This is a genomic window from Streptomyces sp. NPDC007095 (assembly GCF_040634475.1).
Classification (GTDB): Bacteria; Actinomycetota; Actinomycetes; order Streptomycetales; family Streptomycetaceae; genus Streptomyces.
Genome location: NZ_JBEYFS010000043.1, coordinates 40,834 through 62,251, shown reverse-complemented (window position 1 = coordinate 62,251; position 21,418 = coordinate 40,834). Strand labels below are relative to the sequence as shown.

The following is a 21,418-nucleotide window of genomic DNA, read 5'->3' as shown; positions in this document are numbered from 1 at the left end:
ACGAGGGCCTGTGCCCGGCACGCCGAGAGCACGCACCTGACGCCGCAGGGCCCGCCCTCCGGGCGGACGACGGGAATTTGACGACAGGACCTAGGTGCGGACGGTGCGGCCCCGGCACAGCGGGCCCGAGATTCCCTGGAACTCCAGGTCGAGGCCGAGGCCGTCGCGCTCGGCGTGGAGGTGCAGGTGCGGCTCGCTGCTGTTGCCGGAGTTCCCGACCTCGCCGAGGACCTGCCCGACGCGCACGGGGTCGCCGGTGCTCACGGTCACGGTCCCGGGGCGCAGATGGGCGAGCTTGACGATCTCGGCGCCCGTGTCGATCCACACGTGGTTGCCGTACAGGGGCTGGTAGCGGATGGCGCCGGGCTCTTGGTCGTCGATGTGATCGGCGGCGGAGACGACCGTACCGTCGCAGGGTGCGTGCACGGGCTGCCCGTAGATGAGGTAGCGCTCGTTCTTGCCGTGCATGCCCTGGGTGCGGGGGCGGTGACGCCCGCGCGTCCCGCCCGGGCCGGCCTGGACCACGTCCAGGGCGCCGCGTTGCTCGGGGACGGCGACGTGATGGTTGAGGCTGCGTCCGCCTCCTTGCCCCACGTACCAACTGCCTCCCTGCAAGGGGAAGACAAGGGGCCGGGAGACGGCCGTCCCCCAGCGGTGACGCCGTGCCCGCATCAGGAGTACGCCGAGGACGGCGACCAGTGCGGCCCCCACGACCAGTTCGGGGGCACCGCCCGACGTGGGCAGCCCCGGCAGCCGCCAGGCGGAGGCGAGGGCGACGAGCGCCCCGGCCTCCAGCGGCCGGCGTATCCACCACGGAAACAGGGCGGGGGCACGCCAGCCCTCCACGACCAGGTATCCGGCCGCGACGATCAGCAGGCGGCCGCACCAGGCGATCCGGGAGGGGGCCTCCCAGCAGGCGTCGATGCGCACGACGAACAGCAGCACCAGCACGGTCCAGGCCAGAGCCGGGCGCACCCAGTCGGTGCGCAGGCGTGCCGGGCGGTGTGCGCCGGGGGCGATCAGGAGCCCGTCCAGCTCATGGCCGTCCCTGGTGGCGGCGAAGGCGAGGGCCCGCCCCCGGGTGCCTTCGATCACCAGTCCGTCGCGGCTGTCGCGCACGCCGGTGACCTCGCCGACCCGTCCGAGCGTGGTGTCCACGATCTCGTCGAGCCGCTTCCGGCCCACGGCGGCGACCACGCGCGGCGCCAGGCGTTCCCGGTCGGCGGGCTCGGCGGTGAGAAACCGGTACAGGGCGTCCGGCGCGGCGTTCGCCGCTTCCTCGGTCGCGTCACGCATCGGCCGCACCGTCCTGTCCCGCCGTCATCGACACCGGGGTCATGCCGCGCGCGGGCAGCGGTGACCAACTCCGGCTCAGTACATGTTCCTTGGCGGACCGGAAGCGCCGCGCGAGCGACCGGTAGTCCTCGTCGCGCAGGCAGGTGCAGTCCGCGCCGATCATCAGCAGCCCGAAGCACACCAGGCCCATGCAGGCGATGATGCCCAGGTGCATGCCCTCCAGGGCCACCGTGTTGGCCTTCCGGATCCACGGGCGAGCGGACAGGATCGCGAAGGGCAGCGCCAGCTCGATGAAGATCGTGAAGTAGCAGAGGGCGGTGCCCACGAAGGCGTTGTTCATCAGGTGCGCGTACGTGGCCGACATCTCGAAGCCGGTGATCCGGCTGATGTAGTACATCGCCACGCCGTCCTGCCACACCTTCCCGGTGATCTTCCAGTAGCCGGCGGTGAAGTACAGCACCGCGGTCTGGAAGACGATGAGAAAGGCGGCGAGGTTGTGCAGCACGGTGGAGGTCGTCGGCCGTTCGTCCGCGCGCATCTGTGCGCGCCGCCGCTTGGCGCCGGGCGCGAAGTAGGCGTTGGAGACGGTGAAGACCATGAACAGGATGACGATCTGGGCGAGGTTGTCGCCGCCTTCGAGCACATCCTGGTTCCGGTTGTGCAGCGACCACATCATCAGGGCCTGCGCGAGGGTGAGTGCCCGGCCGCCGAAGATCATGAACGCCAGGGCGATCACGATCACCGCGTGATAGGCGATCTCGAACCAGAGCGTGGAATGGCTCCACAGGAAGATCGAGAAGCCCCAGCGCGGCAGCGCGGCCTTCGCCGTGGAGATCGAGTTGTAGGAGTCCGGCCCCCACAGGAAGCGCCGCCGTGAGTAGTCGGACAGGCAGTACAGCAGGGTGGCGAAGCCGATGAAGACGCGGAGCGCCGCGACTCCGACGAGCCGGTGCTTCCTGCTCGCGAGGCGCAGCAGCGCGGCGTCCAGCCGCGCCGTGCCGGCCTGCCGTCCCCTGCCCATCAGGGCGAACACGCCGGTCACTGCTCCACCCCCGCTACGTAGTCCATCCATGACGTCGCCAGCAGTCCCTTCTCGTGCTCCTTCGGCCCGGGTTCCGCGTACCGCGCCGAGAACGGCACGATGGGACGGTTCTTGAAGGTCGCCTGTACGGAGATGATCTTCGCGTCCGGGTAGAGCGCCTTCGCCTGTACGGAGAAGAACCGCTGCATCTCCTCGAAGTCCGGCTTGAACTGGTCGTCGAGACGCTTGCGGGCGTCCTGCCGCTCCGCTGCCGGAAGTTTCTGGATCTTGTTCGCGATACCCGCGTACCGGTTGGCCACGGCGTCGAACGCGAGAAGCACGCCGGGGAGTTTCGTCGGGTTCACCCGGAAGTCGCGCGGGGATCGGTCGATGGCCTGCTCGATCTCGACGGGGCTCGACTCCACGGTCTTGCCCGAGCCGGGGAGCGTCATCCGGGCGCGCAGGTATACGAAGTCGTTGTTGCTGCCGGGGGTGGGTCCGAAGAGCTGCCAGTCCTGCCAGAAGTACGGCTCCATGAAGGCCATGACGGGGCCCTTGACACGGTCCTTCGCCGGGGAGTCGGGGGCGTTGTACACCAGGCAGCACAAGCAGTACACCGCCACGGCCACGAGGGCGGCCAGCGCGCTGACCCGTACCTTCGCCGGGAGCGCCCCGCCCGCCGTCCGGGGTGCGCCCTCCGATGCGCGCGAGCGCGCGAGAACTCTCATCGCTGTTCACATCCAGGTGGGGCCGACGTCCAGGTCGGTCATGTCGGAAAAAAGGGATGGATTCGCGCGACACTGTGTGCCGGGGCGGGGCGCCCCGCCCCGGCATCGGGGGGCGATGCGGTGTCGGTGGACACCCGGCACCGCATGTCACTTCGCACCGCTGGTCATGCGGTGGCTCACGTCATCCGGCACCGATCGTCGGTCGGTGCCGCATGCCACGCGGCTCCGCCGGCCGGGCGGTGCTGTGGCTTCCCCCTGCGCCGAAGGTCAGTCGGCGCCACAGGTCACGCGGGGCCGGTGGTCGGCCGGCGCCAGTGGGTCCTTCGCTGCCGCACGTCGTGCGGCGGTGTGCAACACCTGACGCAACTAGGTCAGTTGGCGTCGTAGGCGGTGTCGCCCGGTATCACTCCGTGCAGCGACCTGCCGCTGAGAGCGGGACCGCCGCTGGAGGACGACGAGGACTCGCTGGACGACGAGGAGTCGCTGGACTTCGGGAGCTTGGTCGTGTACTTCGCGACCTGCTCCGTCGCCTTGACGACCGTCGCCGCGGCGACGCTCTGGGCGATCGCGTGCCAGAACTGCGGCTGCGCACCCTTGCTGAGGACCTGGGCGGTGGTGACCGAGTGCTGGGCGGCGGCCTTGTGCTGCGGCAGGGAGGCAGCCGACGCGCTGGAAGTGGTGAGACCCGCGGTGCCGACCGCGGCGAGAGCCGCGATCACCGCACCGGCGACGGCACGCTTGCCGTTCATGGTGATTCCCTTCGAGTGGTGGAAATTTCAGCTGGGTGCGCGAATCGATTCGCAGACAAGTGCGCACTTTTCTCCATGGCTCATCACGGCACGCAAAGGCCTTGAGCAACCGGGGAGTGAGTTCATGCTAGCCACGACTCGGCGCGACACTCAACGAAATAGATGGCCGTGAAGCGGAGTCAAGCCCTCCAACCTCAGATAAAGCTCAATCGACCTCAGGTGGAGCTCAAATCGAGAGGATTTATTGCCACCCGTACTCTCCACAAGGCTTCAAGGTAATGGCCGCGCTGCACAATCTTTACTCTGCGATGGGTTCTTCGGGAGGAAACTAAACCCGCGCTAACGCACCCCTCAATGGACTGGCAGGACAAGGAAATAAGGTCTGCTCGGCCTCTATGGTTTGGAGCGTGAAAGAGCGTTATAGGAACGGACGGCCATGGGTTCCGACAGCGGCGGGGCACATCTGCCGGCTGATCGGTGTCCTGGACCTGGTGAGTGCCCTCTTCCCGGGCTTCCGGCACTCCCGGGTGCACAGCTGGCTCGGTGACCTTCCCGGCGGGGTGAGCACGCTGGCGGCGGTGGGCCAACTGACGAGCGGACTGCTGCTGGTCCTGCTGGCCCACGCGCTGCGCCGCCGCAAGCGTCGCGCCTGGCGCGCGGTGGTGGTGCTGCTTCCGACGAGCGCGGCACTCCATCTGCTGCACCGCCATGAACTGCCCACGGCGCTCATCGCGCTGGTCCTGCTGGGGCTGATCCTGGTCCACCGGCGTGAGTTCTACGCCAAGGCCGACCCGCGCACCCGCCTGAGAGCACTTGCCAGTTTTCTCGGCCTGGGCGGGCTCAGCGTCCTGCTCGGCCTGCTCGTCGTCAGCGTCCACCCGTCGAGCGAACGCCGGTCGTACACCTTTCCGCAACGGCTGGAGCACGTGCTGTACGGGCTGTTCGGCATCGAGGGGCCGGTCGGGTACACCTCCGTCCGGGTCGCCGATCTGGTGGGCTACTCGCTGGGCGCACTGGGCCTGTTGACCGCGCTGACCAGCGCTTGGCTGGCACTGCGTCCGGAGACGCCGGAACCGGAACTGACCGCCGAGGACGAGTCGCGCGTGCGGGCGCTGCTCGACCGCTACGGCGCCCGCGACTCCCTGGGCTATTTCGCTCTGCGGCGCGACAAGAGCGTGGTGTTCTCCCCCTCGGGCAAGGCGGCGATCGCCTACCGGGTGGTCTCGGGCGTCATGCTGGCCTCGGGCGACCCGCTCGGAGACGTCGAGGCCTGGCCCGGTGCGATCAACGCCTTCATGGCCGAGGCGCGCGAGCACGCGTGGGTGCCCGCCGTGGTGGGCTGCAGTGAGACCGGCGGGGAGATCTGGGCCAGGGAGACCGGGCTGGATGCGCTGGAGCTGGGCGACGAGGCGGTGGTCGACACGGCCGACTTCTCGCTGTCCGGACGGGCCATGCGCAACGTCCGGCAGATGGTGAAGCGGATCGAGCGGGGCGGCTACGTCTGCCGGGTCCGCCGGGTCGCCGAACTGAACGAGACGGAGCGGCAACGGATCGGTGACGCCGCCGCACGCTGGCGGGGAACCACCGTGGAACGCGGCTTTTCCACCGCGCTGGGCCGGTTCGGCGATCCCGCGGACGACGATTGCGTCGTCGTCACCGCCCACAAGGCACCCGATGAGGCAGCGGGGGAGGACCCGGCCGGCGACGACCTGAAGGCGATACTGCACTTCGTGCCCTGGGGGCCTGAGGACATCTCCCTGGACCTGATGAGACGCGACCGCTCCGCCGACCCCGGCCTCAACGAGCTGCTGATCGTCGCGGCCTTGCAGGCGGCGCAGCGGATGGGCGTGCGTCGCGTGTCACTGAACTTCGCGATGTTCCGCTCGGCCCTGGCCAGGGGTGAGCGACTCGGCGCAGGACCGGTGCTGCGCGTGTGGCGCGGACTGCTGGTCTTCTCCTCGCGCTGGTTCCAGATCGAGTCGCTCTACAAGTTCAACGCCAAATTCCAGCCGCGCTGGGAGCCGCGGTTCCTGGTGTATCCGCGGGCACGCGATCTGCCGAGGATCGGGCTCGCCATCATGCGGGCGGAGGCGTTCATCACCCTCGAACTGCCCCGGCCCGCACGCGCCAGGCGAACCACCACCCTCACGCCCGCCGAGGATGTCCGGCCCGCGGTCTGAGGCGGCGCAACGGACGTCCCCGGGGCAGGCGTGAACCTCTACGAGACCAGCGGAAGGGCGGCCTTGTCCTCGAGCCAGGAGGCCCGGGAGAGAACGGCCCGCTGCACCTGCCGGAGCCGGAGGCTCGGTTCCATGCCGAGCCCTTCGACGAGCTTGTTCCGGAGGGTGTTGTATACGCCGAGCGCGTCGGCGGTGCGGCCACTCCGGTAGAGAGCCACCATCAGATAGAGATAGAGGTTCTCCCACAACGGCTGGTCCGCGACCAGGCCGTAGGCCTCACTGATCACCCAGGCGTTCCGGCCGAGCCGGAGTTCGGTTTCCACCCACAGCTCGTGAGCGGAATTCCGCTTCTCGTCCAGCTGGTGGCCCAGATCGTCCAGCATGGGCAGGCCGCGGACGTCGGCGAGGGCAGGCCCGCGCCACAGCGCGATGGCGGAGGCCAGCAGCTCCGAGGCCTCCGCCGTCCGCCCGATGGCGTTCAGCTGGTGGGCCCCGGTCACATGGGACTCGAAACGGCACAGGTCCAGTTCGTGCCGCCGGCCCAGGTCGAGGACGTAACCGGGAGCCCGAGTGGCAAGGACGGCCGGGTCCGCGTCCAGTGCCGACAGGTGCTTGCGCAGCCGGGATACGTAGACCTGCAGAGCGGTGGCCGCGCTGCGTGGCGGGTTGTCCGCCCAGAGGAGGTCGGTCAATTGCTGGGTGGAGACGACTCGCTCGGCGTTCAGGCACAGCAGCGCCAGCAGCGCCCGCTGTTTGAGGGCGCCGGGACCCTGTGTGACGGAGCCGTCGGCTGCCGCAATCTGCAGCGGCCCGAGTATGTGGAAGTCCATTTCTATCCCCCGTGGGCGTGTTTTCCATGACGGCAGGTTGGTCAATCCCGCCGGATGATGATCTTCGGTGGCGTGCCGGACGCCAGGCAAGTTCGAGGTGTCCCTTTTACCGAGAATTGGCTCGACTCTCACCGCAACTTGAGCCCCGGGGCGACCGGGCCGATCGGATGTGACGTACGCCATCGTTGTGGAATATGCGCTGCGGGACGCATGAAATGCGGCTGGTCCGGCGCATGGGGGAGTTTAGCGGTGCGGTCTAGTCTCTGAAATATCTGCACAACGTGATTTACGGGGGAAAGAGTTGTACGGCACACGTCTGCCAATTTCGGCTGCCCAGCATGAGATATGGTTGGCCGAGCAGTTGAATCCGAAAGGGCAGCAGTCCCGCATCGGTGAATACCTGGAGATCCGCGGCCCGATCGACGCGGAGAAGTTCGAAGCCGCACTCCGGCGGACCATCGCCGAGGCCGAACCCTTTCGGGCACGGTTCGGCGAATGCGAAGGCGTGCCCTGGCAGACCGCCGACCTGGCCGACGACTGGGTCTTCCCCGTTCTCGACGTCAGCACCGAGGACGATCCCATGGCGGCGGCCAAGGCCTGGATGCGGGCCGACCTGGCCCGTCGGCTGCCGCTGTCCACCGGTCCCCTTTTCTCGTACGCCCTGTTCCGACTCGGGCCCGAACACTTCGTCTGGTACCTGAGTGCTCATCACATCCTGGCCGACGGGCACAGCGGCGCACTGATCTCCTTCAGGGTCGCCGAGCTCTACAGTGCCGCCGTCACAGGCCGCGACCCGGCGCCGACACCGTACGGCAGCCTGCGCACGCTTCTGGACAACGAGCGCCGGTACCGGGAATCGGACGCACGCGCGGCCGACCAGGCCCACTGGGGCGGCCGGTTCGCCGAGGCGCTGAGGCCGACACGGCTGGCCGGCACCCCGTCCGGCACCCCGGACCACAACCTGACCGAGACGGGCCGGCTCTCCGCCGCCGAGACCACCCGGCTCCGTACCGCGGCGCGGCAGGCGCGCACGCACTGGTCGGTGCTGCTGGTCGCCGCCACCGTCGCCTACCTGCACAAGACGACGGGGGAGCGGCACGTGGTCCTCACCCTGCCGGTGGCGGCCCGGCCCGACGCCGAACTCCGCACGGTGCCGGTCATGCTCTCCAACACCCTGCCGCTGCACGTGGAAGTACGCCCAGAGGAGTCCGTGCTCGACCTGATACGCAAGGTCTCCCGGGAGTTCCGCCGACTGCTCCGGCACCAGCGCCACCGGGGGGAGTCTCTCGCCCGGTCATTCGGACTGCGCCCGCAGGAGAGCTTTCTGACCGGCCCTCAGGTCAACATCATGTCCTTCGACTACGACCTGGAATTCGCCGGGCACCGGGCCGAGGCGCACAACCTCACCCAGGGACCGGTCGACGACCTCTCCGTCACGGCCTACGACCGCTCCGACGGCTCCGGACTGCGGATCGACCTGGTCGGCAATCCCGAGTTGTACCGGTCCGACGGACTGGCCGCCCACCACCGCCGTTTCCTGGCACTGCTCAGGGCGTTCACCGCGCCGAACGCCCAGGAGCGAGCGGTCGGTCTGATCGACCTGGCCACCGAGGAGGAGCGCGCCGAACTGCTCGCCGAGTCCCGCGCCAACCGCCTCAAGTACCACGAGACCACGCTGCCCGAACTGTTCGCCGCCCAGACGGCACGCACCCCCACGGCGACGGCCGTGCTGGACCGCGACGGACGGTCCGTGACCTACCGGGACCTCGACCTCGCGTCGAACCGCCTCGCCCGGCTGCTGATCGCCGAAGGCGCCGGCCCGGACCGGATCGTGGCCCTGGCGGCGTCCCGGTCGGCCGACATGGTCGTAGCCCTGCTGGCCATCCTGAAGGCCGGAGCCGCGTACCTTCCCGTCGACCCGGAGTACCCGGCGGAGCGGATCGCCTTCATGCTGCGGGACTCCGCGCCCGCGCTGCTGCTCACCACCACGGGGGTTCTCGCCGGCCTGCCCGAGACCGGCGTCCGCACCCTCGTGGTCGACGGGTCCGAGGCCGCCGAGGCGCTCCGGCACCGGTCCGGTGCCGCGGTGGACGACCGGGACCGGCTCGGCCGGCTGGAGCCGTGGCACACCGCGTACGTCATCTACACCTCGGGCACCACCGGGACCCCCAAGGGCGTGGTCATGCCCACCGGCTCCCTGGTCAACCTGCTCAGGTGGCACAACGACGACCTTCCGCGGGTTCCCGACTCCAGGACGGCCCAGTTCACCGCACTCAGCTTCGACGTGTCGGTGCAGGAGATCACCTCGGCGCTGCTCTTCGGCAAGACCCTGGTCATTCCGGACGACGACGTCCGACGCGACCCGGACCGCCTGGCCAAGTGGCTGGACGAGCAGCAGATCAACGAACTCTTCGCACCCCACCTGGTGATCGAGGCGGTCTGTGAGGCCGCGGCCGCGCAGGACCGGGACCTTCCCGCGCTGCGGGTGCTCGCCCAGGGCGGCGAGGCCCTCGTACCCAGCCGCGCCGTCCGGGAGTTCTGCCGCCGGGTGCCGAACCGGCGACTGCACAACCATTACGGTCCTTCCGAGACCCACCTGGTCACCGCCTACACCCTGCCGGCCGACACCGCCGGCTGGCCCTCCCCCGTGCCGATCGGCCGGCCGATCCCCAACGTGTCGGGGCACGTCCTGGACGGTGGACTGCGGCTGGCGCCGCCGGGTGTCCCGGGCGAGCTCTACCTGTCCGGTGAGGCACTCGCCCTCGGCTACCTCAATCGTCCGGCACTGACGGCCGAACGCTTCGTGGCCGACCCCTTCGGCGAGCCCGGAAGCCGGATGTACCGCACGGGCGACCTGGTCCGCCGCCTGCCCGACGGCGATCTGGAGTACCTGGGCCGCACCGACCACCAGGTCAAGATCAGGGGCGTCCGGATCGAACCGGCGGAGGTCAGGGACGCCGTCGCCGGCTGTCCGGGCGTCACCCAGGCCGAGGTCGTCGTCCGTGACGACCCCTCGGGAGCCGCTTGTCTGGTCGCCTATGTGGTGGCGCAGGGCGGGGGAGCACCGGCTCCGGCGGCCGTCCGCGAGCATGTGGCGGAGCGGCTGCCCAGGCACTTGGTGCCGGCCGCCGTGGTCGTGCTCGACGCGTTCCCGCTGACCCCCAACGGCAAGCTCGACCGCCGGGCCCTGCCCCGACCCGACTTCACCGCGGCAACCCCCACCCGTGCCCCGCGCACCGGGCGGGAGAAGGCCCTGGCGGGGCACTTCGCCGAGGTGCTGGGAGTGGCCCGGGTCGGCGTGGAGGACGACTTCTTCCAGCTCGGCGGCCACTCGATGCTGGCGGCCCGGCTGCTCGCCCGGATCCAGGCCGACTTCCGGGTGGATCTGAGCGTCCGCGACCTGTTCGAGGCCCCGACGGTGGCGGCACTGGACCGCCGGATGACCGCTGCGGCTGCCGACGAGGGGCCCCTGGCGCCGCTGCTGCCGCTGCGCCGTCGGGGCGGCCGTCCGCCGCTGTTCTGCTTCCCTCCCGCCGCCGGCATCAGCTGGTCCTACCAGGGCCTGCTCCGCCATCTCGGGCCCGACCAGCCGGTGTACGGCCTGCAGGCGCGCGGGCTCACGGACTCCGGCCGCATGCCCGGCAGCGTCCAGGAGATGGCCTCCGACTACCTGGAGCAGATCCGGGCCGTGCAGCCCGACGGGCCCTACCACCTGCTCGGCTGGTCCTTCGGCGGGCTGGTGGCGCATGCCGCGGCGACCGCCCTGGAGACGGCGGGCGAACGGGTGGAGCTGCTGGCCGTGCTGGACTCCTACCCCTGCCCGAGTGCCGTGGGACCGGTGCCCGAGATCGATGAACGCGCCTTCGTCAGGCTTGTGTTCGGCGACACCGAGCAGATGCCGGACGAGGTGCCGACCAGGTGCCTGCACGAGGTCTTCCTGCACCACCTGCGTCTGATGACCTCGTTCACACCCGGCCGCTTCCGGGGTGATCTGGTCTTCTTCGCCGCCGCGCTGTCCGACCCGACCGACCCCTATGAGGCCGGCCGCACCTCCCCGCAGGCCTGGCGGGCGTACGTGGACGGCGAGATCCGCACGCATGACGTGACGGTGACCCATCACCGCATGACCACGCCCGAAGCCCTCGCGCAACTGGGGCCCGTACTCGCCGATCACCTGCACAGAGCGGCCCTCGGCCGCGACTCCGTGGGGAGCTGAACCCGTGCCGAACCCCTTCGACGACCCGAACGGGACCTATCTGGTCCTGGCCGACGGGAAAGGCCACCACTCGTTGTGGCCGGCCTTCGCCGACGTCCCCGCCGGCTGGGCCGTCGCCCGTCATGCCGGCACCCGCCAGGAGTGCCTGGACCACATCGACCATCACCCGGCCGACCGACTGGAGCACGAAACCACATGACCACGACGCTGAGTGACGAAGCGGCGAAGGACACCGAGGAACTGACACGCATCCGTGCGCTGGTGCGGCACGGCATCGACGGCCGCGAGGACCACCACGGGCCGAGGCTGCTCCGGCGCCTCGCCGAGGGCCGGCAGGGCGGACCGTACGGGCACTTCTCGGTGCGCCCCTACGGCCCGCTGCTGGGTGCGCAGATCGAGGGCCTGAACCTGTCCGAACCGCTGGCCCCGGAGGTCTTCGAGGAACTGGACCGTGCCCTGCTGGAGTGGAAGGTCCTCTTCTTCCGCGGGCAGGAACTCACCCACGAGCAGCAGCGGGCCTTCGCCGCCAACTGGGGCGAGATCGACCAGCACCCGTTCCTGCCCAAGGGCGCCTCCCAGGACGTCGTCCGCCTGGAGAAGGGCGCTGCCAACCCCGGCTTCGAGAACGTCTGGCACCACGACTTCCCCTGGATCCCCAACCCGCCGCTCGGCGCGGTCCTGCGGATGGTGGAGATGCCCGAGGCCGGGGGCGACACGCTCTTCGCCGACACCGGTGCGGCCTACGACAACCTGCCCGACGAGGTGAAGAGGCGCCTGGAGGGCCTGCGGGCGGTGCACGACTTCACACCGTCGGCGAACTACCGCGACCTGCTGACGGACGAGCAGCGCCGGCACTTCCAGGAGTTGTTCCCGCCGGTCGCCCATCCGGTGGTGCGGACCCACCCGAGGACGGGACGCAAGAGCCTCTTCGTCACCTCCATCTTCACCACCCGCATCGAGGGGCTGGAGCCCGCGGAGAGCGAGGAACTGCTGCGGTACCTGTTCCGGCAGGCCCAGTACCCCGAGTACCAGGTGCGATTCCGCTGGCAGCCGGGGGACGTGGTGTTCTGGGACAACCGCGCAGTGCAGCACTACGCCACGTCCGACTACTACCCCCACCGTCGTGTCGTGGACCGTGCGGCCATCGCCGGTGACCGGCCGTTCTGAGGTGGCCGCCCGCACGGCCGTGGTGAGCGGCGGCACCCGCGGCATCGGACTGGAGCTGTCCAGGCGGCTCAGCGCCCTGGGTTACCACGTCCTCGCCCTCTTCCGGGGAGATGAGCGGGCGGCCCGTGCGGCCGCCGGGCAGCGCGGGGACGGCATCGAAACCGTGCGGATCGACCTGACCCGCCCGGCCGAGGTCCGGGCGGGCTGCGAGCGCATCCTCGCCGCCCACGGCGCACCGCACGTCCTGGTGAACAACGCCGGTGTCAACCGGGACCGGCCCTTCCTGGAACTGACCGACGAGGACTGGGACCGGGTGATCGCCACCAACCTGTCCGGGCCGTTCCACCTCACCAGGGCGTTGGCCCCGGCGATGGTGGCGGCAGGCCGCGGATCGATCGTGAACATCGGCGCGACCACCGCCATCCGGCCGCGGCCGAACGGGGCCAACTACTGCGCCAGCAAGGCCGGGCTGCTCCAGCTCACCCGGTGTCTGGCGCTGGAACTCGCGCCGGCGGTCCGGGTCAACGCGCTCATCCCCGGTTTCACCGACACGCCCGAGGTCATCGAGCGGTACCGGCTGGACGAGGCGGAGCCACGTCGGCGCGTTCTGGGCCAGATCCCGCTCGGGCGGATCGGCACGGTGACGGACGTCGCCGACGCCCTCGAATTCCTGGTGACCGATCGGAGCCGCTATCTCACCGGCCAGCAACTGGTCGTCGACGGCGGCCACTTCATGGGCTGAGCGCCACTGCGCCGGGCCCATCCGTAATACAGCGAGAGAAGCGAAGAATTGATGAGCGAGGAACAGATCGACCGCTACCACGAGGACGGTTTCCTCCTGGTGGAGTCCGCACTCACCGCCGCCGAAGTGGCGTCCCTGCGTGCGGCGTTCGAGCGCGACTGCGAGGTCCCCGGACCCCAGCGGATCGTCGAGGACGACGGTGCCGCGGTGCGGGCCGTCTACGCCTCCCACCAGCGCCAACCGGAGTACGCCGCACTGCTGCGTGACCCCCGGGTCCTGGGGCCGGTCCGGCAGTTGCTGACCGAGGACGTCTACCCCTACCAGTTCAAGATCAACGCCAAGCCGGCCTTCGGCGGCGAACGCTGGTCGTGGCACCAGGACTACGTCGCCTGGCGGATCGCCGACAACCTGCCCGCCCCCCGCCAGATCAACGTCGGTGTCTTCCTCGACGACGTGGACGAGTTCAACGGCCCGGTCATCTTCGTCCCCGGCTCCCACCGCGCCGGCCTGGTGCGCGACGACCGCCGCCAGGGGGCCAAGTCCGAGCTGCACCTCGACCCGGACGACATCGCGCTCACCGCCGAGCAGCTCGCCGGCCTGGTGGCCACGCACGGCATGACCAGCCCCAAGGGACCGGCCGGCTCGCTGGTCTTCTTCTCTCCCGAGATCGTGCACGGTTCGGCTCCGAACATGTCCCCGTTCCCCCGTCGGCTTCTCATCGCGACCTACAACGACACCATGAACCTGCCGAGCTGGCCCGGTGAACCACGCCCGGAACACGTGGTCCTGCGCGACACCCGGCCGCTGGTGCCCCTCGAGGAGACGTTCCTCGCGTCCCTCGACGGAGCCGCACGATGACCGCGCGGCCCGTACCGGGGTCGCGTGCCCTGGTTCTGGAGGAGTTCGACCAGCCCCTGAAGCTGCGGGAGTTCGACCTGCCGCCGGCCCCTGCGGGCGGGCTGGTGGTGGCCTGCAGCTACGGCGGGGTGTGCGGAACCGATCTGCACCTTCAGAAGGGCCACCTCGCGGTGCCCACCCCGCTGGTGCTCGGCCACGAAGGTCTCGGCGTGGTGCACGAGCTGGGCCCCGGCACCTGCGTGGACGCGGCCGGTCGGCCGCTGCGGGTGGGGGATGCCGTGATGTGGGCCTCCTCCGTCGCCTGCGGTGTCTGCGTGCCCTGCCGGCAGTACCGGGAGCCGACGCTGTGCGAGCAGCGCCGCACCTATGGTGTGAACCGCTCCACGGCGGAGGAGCCGGCCCTTTCCGGGGCCTGGGCCGAGCACATCGTGCTGCGTCCGGGGACCACGGTCGTCAGACTCGACCCGGGGGTCGATCAGGTGGCCGCGATGTCTCTGGCGTGCGCCGGACCGACGGTGGTGCACGCGCTCCACGAGCGTCGGCCGGTCCGGCTGGGCGAGACGGTCCTGGTCCAGGGCAGTGGGCCGGTGGGCCTCGCGGCCGCGGCACTGGCCCGGCTCTCCGGCGCGGGCAAGGTGATCATCGTGGGCGGCCCCGCAGAGCGGCTGCGGCTGGCGGCCGAGGCCGGCATCGGCGACGTGCACATCGACATCGCCGGCGCGGCAACACCCCAGGAGGTGCCGGCCGGGGTACTGGAGGCGACCGGTGGGCTCGGCGCCGATCTGGTGATCGAGTGCGCGGGAGTGCCCGCAGCGGTGGCCCAGGGTCTCTCCCTGGCCCGGCGCGGGGGCTCCTACCTGGTGATCGGCCAGTACACGGACGCCGGTGACACGGTGCTCAACCCGCACCAGATCGTCTTCCGGCAGCTGGACGTGATCGGTTCCTGGGCGTTCTCCGGAGCGCATCTGGTCGAGTACGTGAAGCTTCTCCCGGCACTGACGGCGCGCTTCGATCTCGCCCGGCTGGTGACGGTGTTCCCGCTGAGCGACCATGCCGAGGCGCTGGCACGTGTGTCCGACGGATCGGTGATGAAGGCGGTCTTCACCGGCTGAGCGGTGGAGGTGTCGCGCTGAAGGGGTTCCACCCGGGCCACCGGGAGGAACCCCTTCGTCCTGCCTCAGCCGTGCAGGACGGGCGCTGCCGTCTTCTCCGTGTCGGTCGCGGCGGACGGGCCGGTGTCCTGGCGCGGAGCGTCGATGAGGGTGAAGGCGGCCAGCGCGGCGATGCCGAGGATCGACACGGCCCACCAGGTCGCGACCGTGTACCCGTGGACGGCGGCGTGATCGGCGTAGCCGGTCCTGCCGAGGGACCGGGCCTGCCGAAGGTGCCGGGCGGCCCAGCGGTGGCCCGAACTGCTCGCGACGGTGTTCAGCAGTGCGGTCCCGATCGAACCGCCGACCTGCTGCGAGGTGGAGACCATGGCGGAGGCCACGCCGGCGTCCTGCGGCTGCACGTGGTGCGTGGCCAGACTCGTCGCGGGCATGAAGGCCGTTCCCATGCCGAGCCCGAGCAGCACCTGGGCGGGCAGCACCACAGAGACGTACGAGCTCTCGACCCGGAGCTGGGTGAGCATCAGGATGCCGAGAGCGGAGACCAGGAAGCCCGTGCCCATCAGCAGCCGGGGCGGCAGCACGTTCATCAGCCGGGAGCCGATCTGGGTGGACCCGGTCACCATGCCGACGATCATCGGGAGGAAGGCGAGTCCGGTGGCGAAGGGGGTGTAGCCCTTCACGACCTGCAGGTAGTAGGTGAGGAAGAGGAAGAGGCCGAACATCCCGATGACGGACAGCCCGAGGGAGAGGTACACCCCGCCGCGGTTGCGGTCGGTGACTACCCGCAGGGGGAGCAACGGCGTCGCGACCCTGCTTTCGACCACGACGAACACGGCGAGCAGAAGCACAGCGGCGACCAGCAGAGTCACGGTGATGTGCGCGTGCCACCCGTGCGTCTCGGCCTGTGAGAAGCCGAGGACGAGCGAGACCAGACCAGCGGTCGCCAGCAGGACTCCGGGGATGTCCAGCCGGGACCTCGGGGGCCGATCGACGGGTTCGCGGATCACGGTCACGGCGCCGACGATCCCGGCGACCGCGAAGGGGATGTTGACATACAGCGCCCAGCGCCAGCTCAGATACTGCGTGAGCACACCGCCGAGGATCAGTCCGAGCGCGCCGCCGCCACCGGAGACGGCACCGTAGATGCCGAACGCCTTGGCACGCTCTTTCGGTTCGCTGAACGTCACGGCCAGCAGGGACAGGGCGGCCGGCGCCAGCAGAGCCCCGAACACTCCCTGCAGCGCGCGGGCGGCCAGCAGGGTCGCCGTGCCGACCGCCGCACCGCCCAGCGCGGAGGCTCCCGCGAAGCCGACGAGGCCGATGACGAACATACGGCGGCGCCCGGCCAGGTCGGCGATGCGGCCGCCGAAGAGCAGCAGCCCGCCGAAGGCCAGCGAGTAGGCGGTGATGACCCACTGGCGGTTGCCGTCGGAGATGCCGAGGTCGTGCTGCGCCGACGGCAGGGAGATGTTGACGACCGTGGTGTCGAGGACGACCATCAGCTGGGCGAGTGCGATGAATATCAGCGCTTTCCAGCGCCGGGAGTCTGCCCGTCGGGCGTCCGGACGGGGCGGCGTCCCTTGCATCGTGTGATCCCTCGCGGAAGTAGGGGGAACCGGGCGCCGGCCCGTGACCGGTGCCCCTGACGTCAAGCCATGTGCAGGGCGATGCCCGCGCGCCCTATGACTCCGGCTCCGGGGCCGCGGCGGCCGGTGCGATGCCGAGGTCGGGCAGGATCGCCGAGAGCGTCGCGACCGCCGCCTCCAGCGCTTCCCGCGCACCCGGTCCCTCGCCCGCCGTCCGCGCGAGGATGCCCTCACGGATGGCGAGCAGGGTGGCCGCGACCCCGCCGACCGGCGCGACCCCGCGGGCCACCCCGGGACAGCACCGCTGGAGCAGCTCTGCCAGGGCGTCCCGGACGGCTCGGTCGTGTTCGTCCAGCTTGGCGCCGAGCCGTGGATCCCTGGCGGCGTGGATACGGAACTCCAGGAACAGCAGGATCCAGTTCCGCTCCAGCGCGTCGACCTCCAGCAACGCCCGGGCCACGCCCTCGGCCGAGACGGCACCGGACCCGTCGAGCAGCTGTTCCAACTGGTCGAGACGGTCCGCCGAGTGGCGATCGAAGAGCGCGAGGACCAGGTCGTCCTTGCCGCGGAAGTTGGAGTAGAACGCGCCTCGCGTGTATCCCGCGGCGGCACAGAGGTCCTCGATCGTCGTCTGGGCGTAGCCGTGCTCCACGATGACGCGCTCAGCCGACTCCAGCAGCCGCGCACGGGTGTGCACGCGGCGGCGGGGCGGGCGGGTCTCTCGTCCGGGCACGGCGTCTGGTGTACTCACGGATTCACGATACACAGTGTATTGAATGCGCTGTGTATTGAATGCGCCATATATTTAGTTCATCGCGTACTGAATCCGGGAGCCGGGTCTGTGGAGTCCGGACCTGCCCGTGTGACAGGGCAGGTCCGGCGGCCTTCAGCTGACGGCGTACGCGTTGGACACCGTGGTCGTCGAGCTGTCGCCGTGGGTGTCGGTGACCGTCGAGCGCAGGCCGACGTGGCCGGAGGCCGGGTTGTGGACGGCGATGGTCCACTTGCCGCCGGACGGCTTCGCGGTGGCGGCGTGCCAGTGGGCGCCGTTGTCGGTGGTGTACCAGGCATGTACGGACTTCACGCTGTCCGACAACTGACGCACCGTGCTGTCGTCCGTGCCGTTGCGCTGCATGCCCAGGGCGACGGTCGTGGTCGACCCGGGAGCCGCCTGGTTCCTGCTGTTGAGCGCTTCGGGCCAGAACCGGGTGATGTAGTCACGGATCTGCTGGTTCTTGCTCGGATCCGCGTAGAAGTGCAGGCTGAGGCTGGAGCTGGTCGACAGCGAACCGGACGGCAGGCTGCGATGGCCGGTTTCACTGAGCGTGTACCAGCCCGCACCGGGGATCCGCGGGTGCCCGTCGACGTCCTCCCCGCGGGCATAGTTGTGCGAGTAGAGCGTCTTGCCCGCGTGGGTCAGCTTCACGGTGCCGTCGGCCAGCATCCCGCCGGCAGGAAGGGTGGGGTCGGCGAACATGTTGATGGATCCGAAGTACAGCTGGTGGTACCAGGTGTTGGGCAGCCGCCCGCCAGGCCCCCAGACCGCGTGGCCGAGCGCCAGCGAGGTCGTCTTGCCGGCCGTGTACTCGTGGAACCCGTCGTAGATGAAGTCGCGGCTCTGCTGCCCCACGTTCCACTCGCCCGGCGGGAGGTGGACGCTGAAGGAGTTGGGCAGGTCACGTTGGAACCAGAGCGAGTTCGTGGACATCGAGCAGCCGTCGCCGCCCGTCGACTGGTAGCTGAACGAGAACTGCGCCTGTCCGCTGTCGGGGCCGGAACGGGCAGACACCTTGAGGGTGGTCAGCCCGGACTTCTTGAGTGTCGCGGACACCCCGGACGGCACGCCGCCCCTGTGCGTGGCGGAGGCCAGCCAGAAGTCCCCGCCGGTCGCCGACTGTGGCTGGTACGCGGTGCCGTAGGACACCTCGTACGCCTTGCTGCTCGTCGGGATGACGTACAGGTCACCCGCCTCCGCCGAAATGCCCATGGTGGCGGGGCTGTTGTCGGAGGCGCAGACGTACGCGCTGACCGTGTGGTCGTATCCGCTGCCCGGTTTCGGGCTGAGCGAGACGTTGACCGGGCGGCCCTTCCGGGCGTCGAACGTGGTCTTCGTGGCCCCGGAGACCGTCACACTGTGGCCGCCGACGGTGGCGCCGTCATCCCCGGCGTCGGTGAAGGATGTGGCGAGTTCGTAGCTGCCGTTGGGCAGTGACGTCGCCTTGTTGCTGTCGATGTAGCGGAAGTCGTTCGTTTTCGTGTTGTAGACCGCCACTTGGGCGTGAACCGGTTTGCCGCTCCGGTCCAACGTCCTCACGGTGATCGACCCTTTGGCTGCGGCCGACGCCGTGGAAGCGCCGGCCAGGAGAAGCGGCACGAGTACGGTGACGACACTCGCGGCTGCTGTGGTTCGTCGCATCGAACCCCCCATAGGTGCGCGACAAAAGCGAGTCGCCGTAGCGCACAGGGGATACGTCACCCCCACCGGCCCCTCCTGCGTTGAAACAACACCGTGGTGAACCGTTGGCCAACGCCGTACGCTCCCTCTGATCAACCAGGACTCCATGGGGGGACATCCATGCGCGCAACCACGCGCCTTGCCCTGCTCGGCACCAGCGTCGTGCTGGTCGCCCCCGCATTCGGTGCCACCGCCGCCCAGGCGGAAGACGGCGGCTCAGGCAACATCACGATCGACAAGGTCGTCGTCAACGGCGGCAAGCCGGTCGTGGTCGGTACCACCAAGGTGGTGACCGCCAAGGTCTCCGTGACCGCGTCGGACGATTCGGGCATCGCCGAGACCACGTACATCAGCGCCTTCGGTCCGAAGCCGAACTTCGCGCAGATCTGGTACGACGACGGCGAGATCACGTGCGTCAAGGCGAGCGCCACCACGTCGACCTGCACGGGCACGCTGACCTTCGACCCCCAGGCGGCGACCGGCTTCGTCAACAACAGCGCGGCGGCCACCTGGGACCTCGCCACGCTGGTCTCCGCCCATGACTACGACTACATCCACCGGGACGCGGCCACCACGTTCAAGGTGCAGCGCTACTCGACACTGACGGTCAACGCCTCGCCGGAGCCGGTGAAGAAGGGTAAGACCATCACGGTCACCGGCAAGCTCTCCCGGGCCAACTGGGAGGACAACAAGTACCACGGCTACACGAACCAGTCGGTGAAGCTGCAGTTCCGCAAGAAGGGCAGCAGCACCTACACCACGGTGAAGACGATCAAGTCCAACTCGACGGGCAACCTCAAGACGACCGTCACCGCCTCCACCGCCGGCTACTTCCGCTACAGCTTCGCGGGCACGACGACGACTCCGGCGGTCAACGCGGCCGGCGACTTCGTAGACGTCCGATAGCCACGTACTGAGAGCGGTCGGGTCTCCTCATCCTTGTCAGGTCGATCGTGGAGAGTCGTCGACGTCGATCGAACGCCTGAGGGCCCTCACCGATCCGGTGAGGGCCCTCTGAACTTCCGTGCCCCGGAGAATCCACACGCCATCGTGGTCGGGGCATGCCTCAGCCTTGGTTTTGACTACATCGAGCAAGAAACCCGCTTGATCCGGGGGCGGGGCCGATCTGGGGATTCGCTGGGCGGGGCCGATCTGGGGATTCGCTGTCGGCGGCTGTGGCTCGCCTGTCACTGTCGGTCGCCGTCGAGTGCCCTCGGGCGGCCTGGCACGGCCCAGAGACGGCCGAGGGAACGATCACTCGGCCTGGGTGGCTTCGGCGCGCATTCGACAGAAGCCGGTGATTGCTCCGGGGTGGCGGAGCGCCGGTATGCGGGTGCTGTGCCCGCGGCACCGCTGATGCGGACCCGCCGGTCCAAATCTAGACTGGCGAAGGAGTGGAAAGTACTGGATTAGGGAGATACGCACCATGGCCAAGCGAGGGAACAAGCGACGCGCGCGCAAGAAGAAGAAGGCCAACCACGGCAAGCGCCCCAACGCCTGAGCCAACCGGGCAGACGGCTGCGGGTCCCATGTCTTCGCCGCCCGGATCGAGGTCAAGGACCGGGATCCCGCAGCGGTGCGGGAGCACGGCAAAGAGCCGGACCCGACGAGACCGAGGCCGGCTCTTGGAGACATGGCGCCTTTCCAGGTTCAGGGTCGGGAAGGGAACGTTCGAACCTGCACGCACGGGGCATCGACTTCCAGGTGCCCACCAGTTTCTTCGTCCTGAGACCACCGGCGGTCAAAACCGTCCTCGGTTTCCCGTATGAGCTCACCCGGCGGGGAAGGCCAGCCGCAGAACGACCTCACCGTCGTCCATCTCCCCGGTGGGCTCGAACCCGAACCTCTGGTATGAGCTCACCCGGCGGGGAAGGCCAGCCGCAGAACGACCTCACCGTCGTCCATCTCCCCGGTGGGCTCGAACCCGAACCTCTGGTAGAAGGGCCACGGTTCGCCGTCACCGGGCTCGTAGCTGGTCAGCAGTTCGGTGGCGCCGTCCGCGCGAACCAGGGCGGCGATCTGCGTGAGCGCCTCTCGGCCGACCCCTCGCCGCTGGTACCGCTTGTCGACGAGGAGGCGCCAGAGGAAGTGCCGCCCTTTGAAAGGACCGGCCGACGGCTTCCACGACAGCATCACGAAACCGACTGGCTCGTCGCCACGGTATACGGCGCGGTACCAGGGATTGGCCTCCGGTTTCTTTGCCGCCTCCTTGAGCGACTTGGACACGGAGGCGACGAACTGCTTCTGGTCCCGTCGGACCCGGAGGGCGCGAACAGCGTCCCGGTTTGCGTCGGTGATCTCCCGTAGGTGCACACCTGGGGACCTCATGCCACACCCCTTCCGCATCCGGCAGCCGCGCCATCCGGACCGACGTGTAGGGCCGCCACCGGGCGGCATTCCCTTGTACGTATGCCTCATCGAGAACGCCAGACTGGACGTCTTCGCAGCGTATTCGACACGGGCGATCTGGAGTGGGAC

General features: G+C 69.5%; 17 protein-coding genes. 8 read left to right on the top strand and 9 right to left on the bottom strand.

All coding sequences use genetic code 11. The features are described 5' to 3' along the window. Positions 1–90: 90 nt before the first annotated feature. The 4 genes from ABZ656_RS17255 to ABZ656_RS17240 all read right to left on the bottom strand — a co-directional run bounded on the left by ABZ656_RS17255 (position 91) and on the right by ABZ656_RS17240 (position 3,794). Positions 91–1,296: a peptidoglycan DD-metalloendopeptidase family protein gene (locus ABZ656_RS17255; protein ID WP_129592052.1), complete on the bottom strand. Its 1,206-nt coding sequence runs from the start codon at positions 1,294–1,296 to the stop codon at positions 91–93. Then, a complete protein-coding gene (locus ABZ656_RS17250; protein ID WP_360268801.1) occupies positions 1,289–2,338 on the bottom strand; it encodes a hypothetical protein in 1,050 nt (349 codons plus the stop codon). The genes ABZ656_RS17255 and ABZ656_RS17250 overlap by 8 nt, the downstream gene beginning before the upstream one ends. Continuing rightward, complete coding sequence (locus ABZ656_RS17245) at positions 2,335–3,045, bottom strand: DUF5819 family protein (RefSeq protein WP_360268798.1); 711 nt, start codon at positions 3,043–3,045, stop codon at positions 2,335–2,337. Before ABZ656_RS17245 ends, ABZ656_RS17250 begins: the two co-directional genes overlap by 4 nt. A 371-nt stretch (positions 3,046–3,416) precedes the next feature. Continuing rightward, positions 3,417–3,794 carry a hypothetical protein gene (locus ABZ656_RS17240; protein ID WP_101399563.1) on the bottom strand — a complete coding sequence of 126 codons (378 nt, stop codon included), beginning with the start codon at positions 3,792–3,794 and terminating at the stop codon, positions 3,417–3,419. A 407-nt stretch (positions 3,795–4,201) separates the two neighbouring features. On the opposite strand from ABZ656_RS17240, the gene ABZ656_RS17235 reads away from it, so the two are divergent. Continuing rightward, positions 4,202–5,974, top strand: coding sequence for a phosphatidylglycerol lysyltransferase domain-containing protein (locus ABZ656_RS17235; RefSeq protein WP_360268795.1), 1,773 nt, complete (start codon positions 4,202–4,204; stop codon positions 5,972–5,974). 38 nt (positions 5,975–6,012) lie between these two features. Here ABZ656_RS17235 and ABZ656_RS17230 read toward each other — a convergent pair whose 3' ends face one another. Then, entirely contained in the window at positions 6,013–6,804 is a 792-nt protein-coding gene (locus ABZ656_RS17230; protein ID WP_360268792.1) for an AfsR/SARP family transcriptional regulator, read from the bottom strand. Between the two features lie 301 nt (positions 6,805–7,105). Between ABZ656_RS17230 and ABZ656_RS17225 the strand changes: the two genes are divergently transcribed. From ABZ656_RS17225 to ABZ656_RS17200, 6 genes are read left to right on the top strand one after another with little or no spacing between them, the layout of a single operon-like run. Further along, a complete protein-coding gene (locus tag ABZ656_RS17225; protein ID WP_360268789.1) occupies positions 7,106–11,020 on the top strand; it encodes an amino acid adenylation domain-containing protein in 3,915 nt (1,304 codons plus the stop codon). Between the two features lie 4 nt (positions 11,021–11,024). Further along, positions 11,025–11,219 (top strand): MbtH family protein, encoded by a 195-nt coding sequence (locus ABZ656_RS17220; protein WP_101399573.1) that lies wholly within the window; start codon positions 11,025–11,027, stop codon positions 11,217–11,219. Beyond that, positions 11,216–12,187 (top strand): TauD/TfdA family dioxygenase, encoded by a 972-nt coding sequence (locus ABZ656_RS17215; protein ID WP_101399575.1) that lies wholly within the window; start codon positions 11,216–11,218, stop codon positions 12,185–12,187. Before ABZ656_RS17220 ends, ABZ656_RS17215 begins: the two co-directional genes overlap by 4 nt. A gap of 1 nt (position 12,188) precedes the next feature. Beyond that, positions 12,189–12,929, top strand: a complete 741-nt coding sequence (locus tag ABZ656_RS17210; RefSeq protein WP_180361982.1) for an SDR family NAD(P)-dependent oxidoreductase — start codon at positions 12,189–12,191, stop codon at positions 12,927–12,929. A 51-nt stretch (positions 12,930–12,980) separates the two neighbouring features. Continuing rightward, on the top strand, positions 12,981–13,787 hold the full coding sequence (locus tag ABZ656_RS17205; RefSeq protein WP_101399577.1) for a phytanoyl-CoA dioxygenase family protein: 807 nt from the start codon (positions 12,981–12,983) through the stop codon (positions 13,785–13,787). Further along, positions 13,784–14,899 carry a zinc-binding dehydrogenase gene (locus tag ABZ656_RS17200; RefSeq protein ID WP_360268784.1) on the top strand — a complete coding sequence of 372 codons (1,116 nt, stop codon included), beginning with the start codon at positions 13,784–13,786 and terminating at the stop codon, positions 14,897–14,899. The genes ABZ656_RS17205 and ABZ656_RS17200 overlap by 4 nt, the downstream gene beginning before the upstream one ends. Before the next feature lie 65 nt (positions 14,900–14,964). Here ABZ656_RS17200 and ABZ656_RS17195 read toward each other — a convergent pair whose 3' ends face one another. From ABZ656_RS17195 to ABZ656_RS17185, 3 genes are all read right to left on the bottom strand, one after another. Beyond that, positions 14,965–16,485, bottom strand: a complete 1,521-nt coding sequence (locus ABZ656_RS17195; protein WP_360268781.1) for an MFS transporter — start codon at positions 16,483–16,485, stop codon at positions 14,965–14,967. 94 nt (positions 16,486–16,579) lie between these two features. Beyond that, positions 16,580–17,236, bottom strand: a complete 657-nt coding sequence (locus ABZ656_RS17190; protein WP_129592054.1) for a TetR/AcrR family transcriptional regulator — start codon at positions 17,234–17,236, stop codon at positions 16,580–16,582. Between the two features lie 135 nt (positions 17,237–17,371). Further along, positions 17,372–18,901 (bottom strand): hypothetical protein, encoded by a 1,530-nt coding sequence (locus ABZ656_RS17185; RefSeq protein WP_101399585.1) that lies wholly within the window; start codon positions 18,899–18,901, stop codon positions 17,372–17,374. A 159-nt stretch (positions 18,902–19,060) separates the two neighbouring features. Here ABZ656_RS17185 and ABZ656_RS17180 point away from each other — a divergent pair, with 159 nt between their 5' ends. After that, positions 19,061–19,846: a single-stranded DNA-binding protein gene (locus tag ABZ656_RS17180; RefSeq protein WP_101399587.1), complete on the top strand. Its 786-nt coding sequence runs from the start codon at positions 19,061–19,063 to the stop codon at positions 19,844–19,846. 951 nt (positions 19,847–20,797) lie between these two features. Here the strand turns inward: ABZ656_RS17180 and ABZ656_RS17175 are convergent. Continuing rightward, positions 20,798–21,268 (bottom strand): GNAT family N-acetyltransferase, encoded by a 471-nt coding sequence (locus ABZ656_RS17175; protein WP_360268776.1) that lies wholly within the window; start codon positions 21,266–21,268, stop codon positions 20,798–20,800. Positions 21,269–21,418: the final 150 nt, after the last annotated feature.

Bases quoted from the DNA above. Each gene is read 5' to 3' on its own strand.
- ABZ656_RS17255 (WP_129592052.1), bottom strand. From the start codon at position 1,296: ATGCGTGACGCGACCGAGGAAGCGGCGAACGCCGCGCCGGACGCCCTG.
- ABZ656_RS17245 (WP_360268798.1), bottom strand. From the start codon at position 3,045: ATGAGAGTTCTCGCGCGCTCGCGCGCATCGGAGGGCGCACCCCGGACG.
- ABZ656_RS17240 (WP_101399563.1), bottom strand. From the start codon at position 3,794: ATGAACGGCAAGCGTGCCGTCGCCGGTGCGGTGATCGCGGCTCTCGCC.
- ABZ656_RS17230 (WP_360268792.1), bottom strand. From the start codon at position 6,804: ATGGACTTCCACATACTCGGGCCGCTGCAGATTGCGGCAGCCGACGGC.
- ABZ656_RS17215 (WP_101399575.1), top strand. From the start codon at position 11,216: ATGACCACGACGCTGAGTGACGAAGCGGCGAAGGACACCGAGGAACTG.
- ABZ656_RS17205 (WP_101399577.1), top strand. From the start codon at position 12,981: ATGAGCGAGGAACAGATCGACCGCTACCACGAGGACGGTTTCCTCCTG.
- ABZ656_RS17200 (WP_360268784.1), top strand. From the start codon at position 13,784: ATGACCGCGCGGCCCGTACCGGGGTCGCGTGCCCTGGTTCTGGAGGAG.
- ABZ656_RS17195 (WP_360268781.1), bottom strand. From the start codon at position 16,485: ATGCAAGGGACGCCGCCCCGTCCGGACGCCCGACGGGCAGACTCCCGG.
- ABZ656_RS17185 (WP_101399585.1), bottom strand. From the start codon at position 18,901: ATGCGACGAACCACAGCAGCCGCGAGTGTCGTCACCGTACTCGTGCCG.
- ABZ656_RS17180 (WP_101399587.1), top strand. From the start codon at position 19,061: ATGCGCGCAACCACGCGCCTTGCCCTGCTCGGCACCAGCGTCGTGCTG.
- ABZ656_RS17175 (WP_360268776.1), bottom strand. From the start codon at position 21,268: ATGAGGTCCCCAGGTGTGCACCTACGGGAGATCACCGACGCAAACCGG.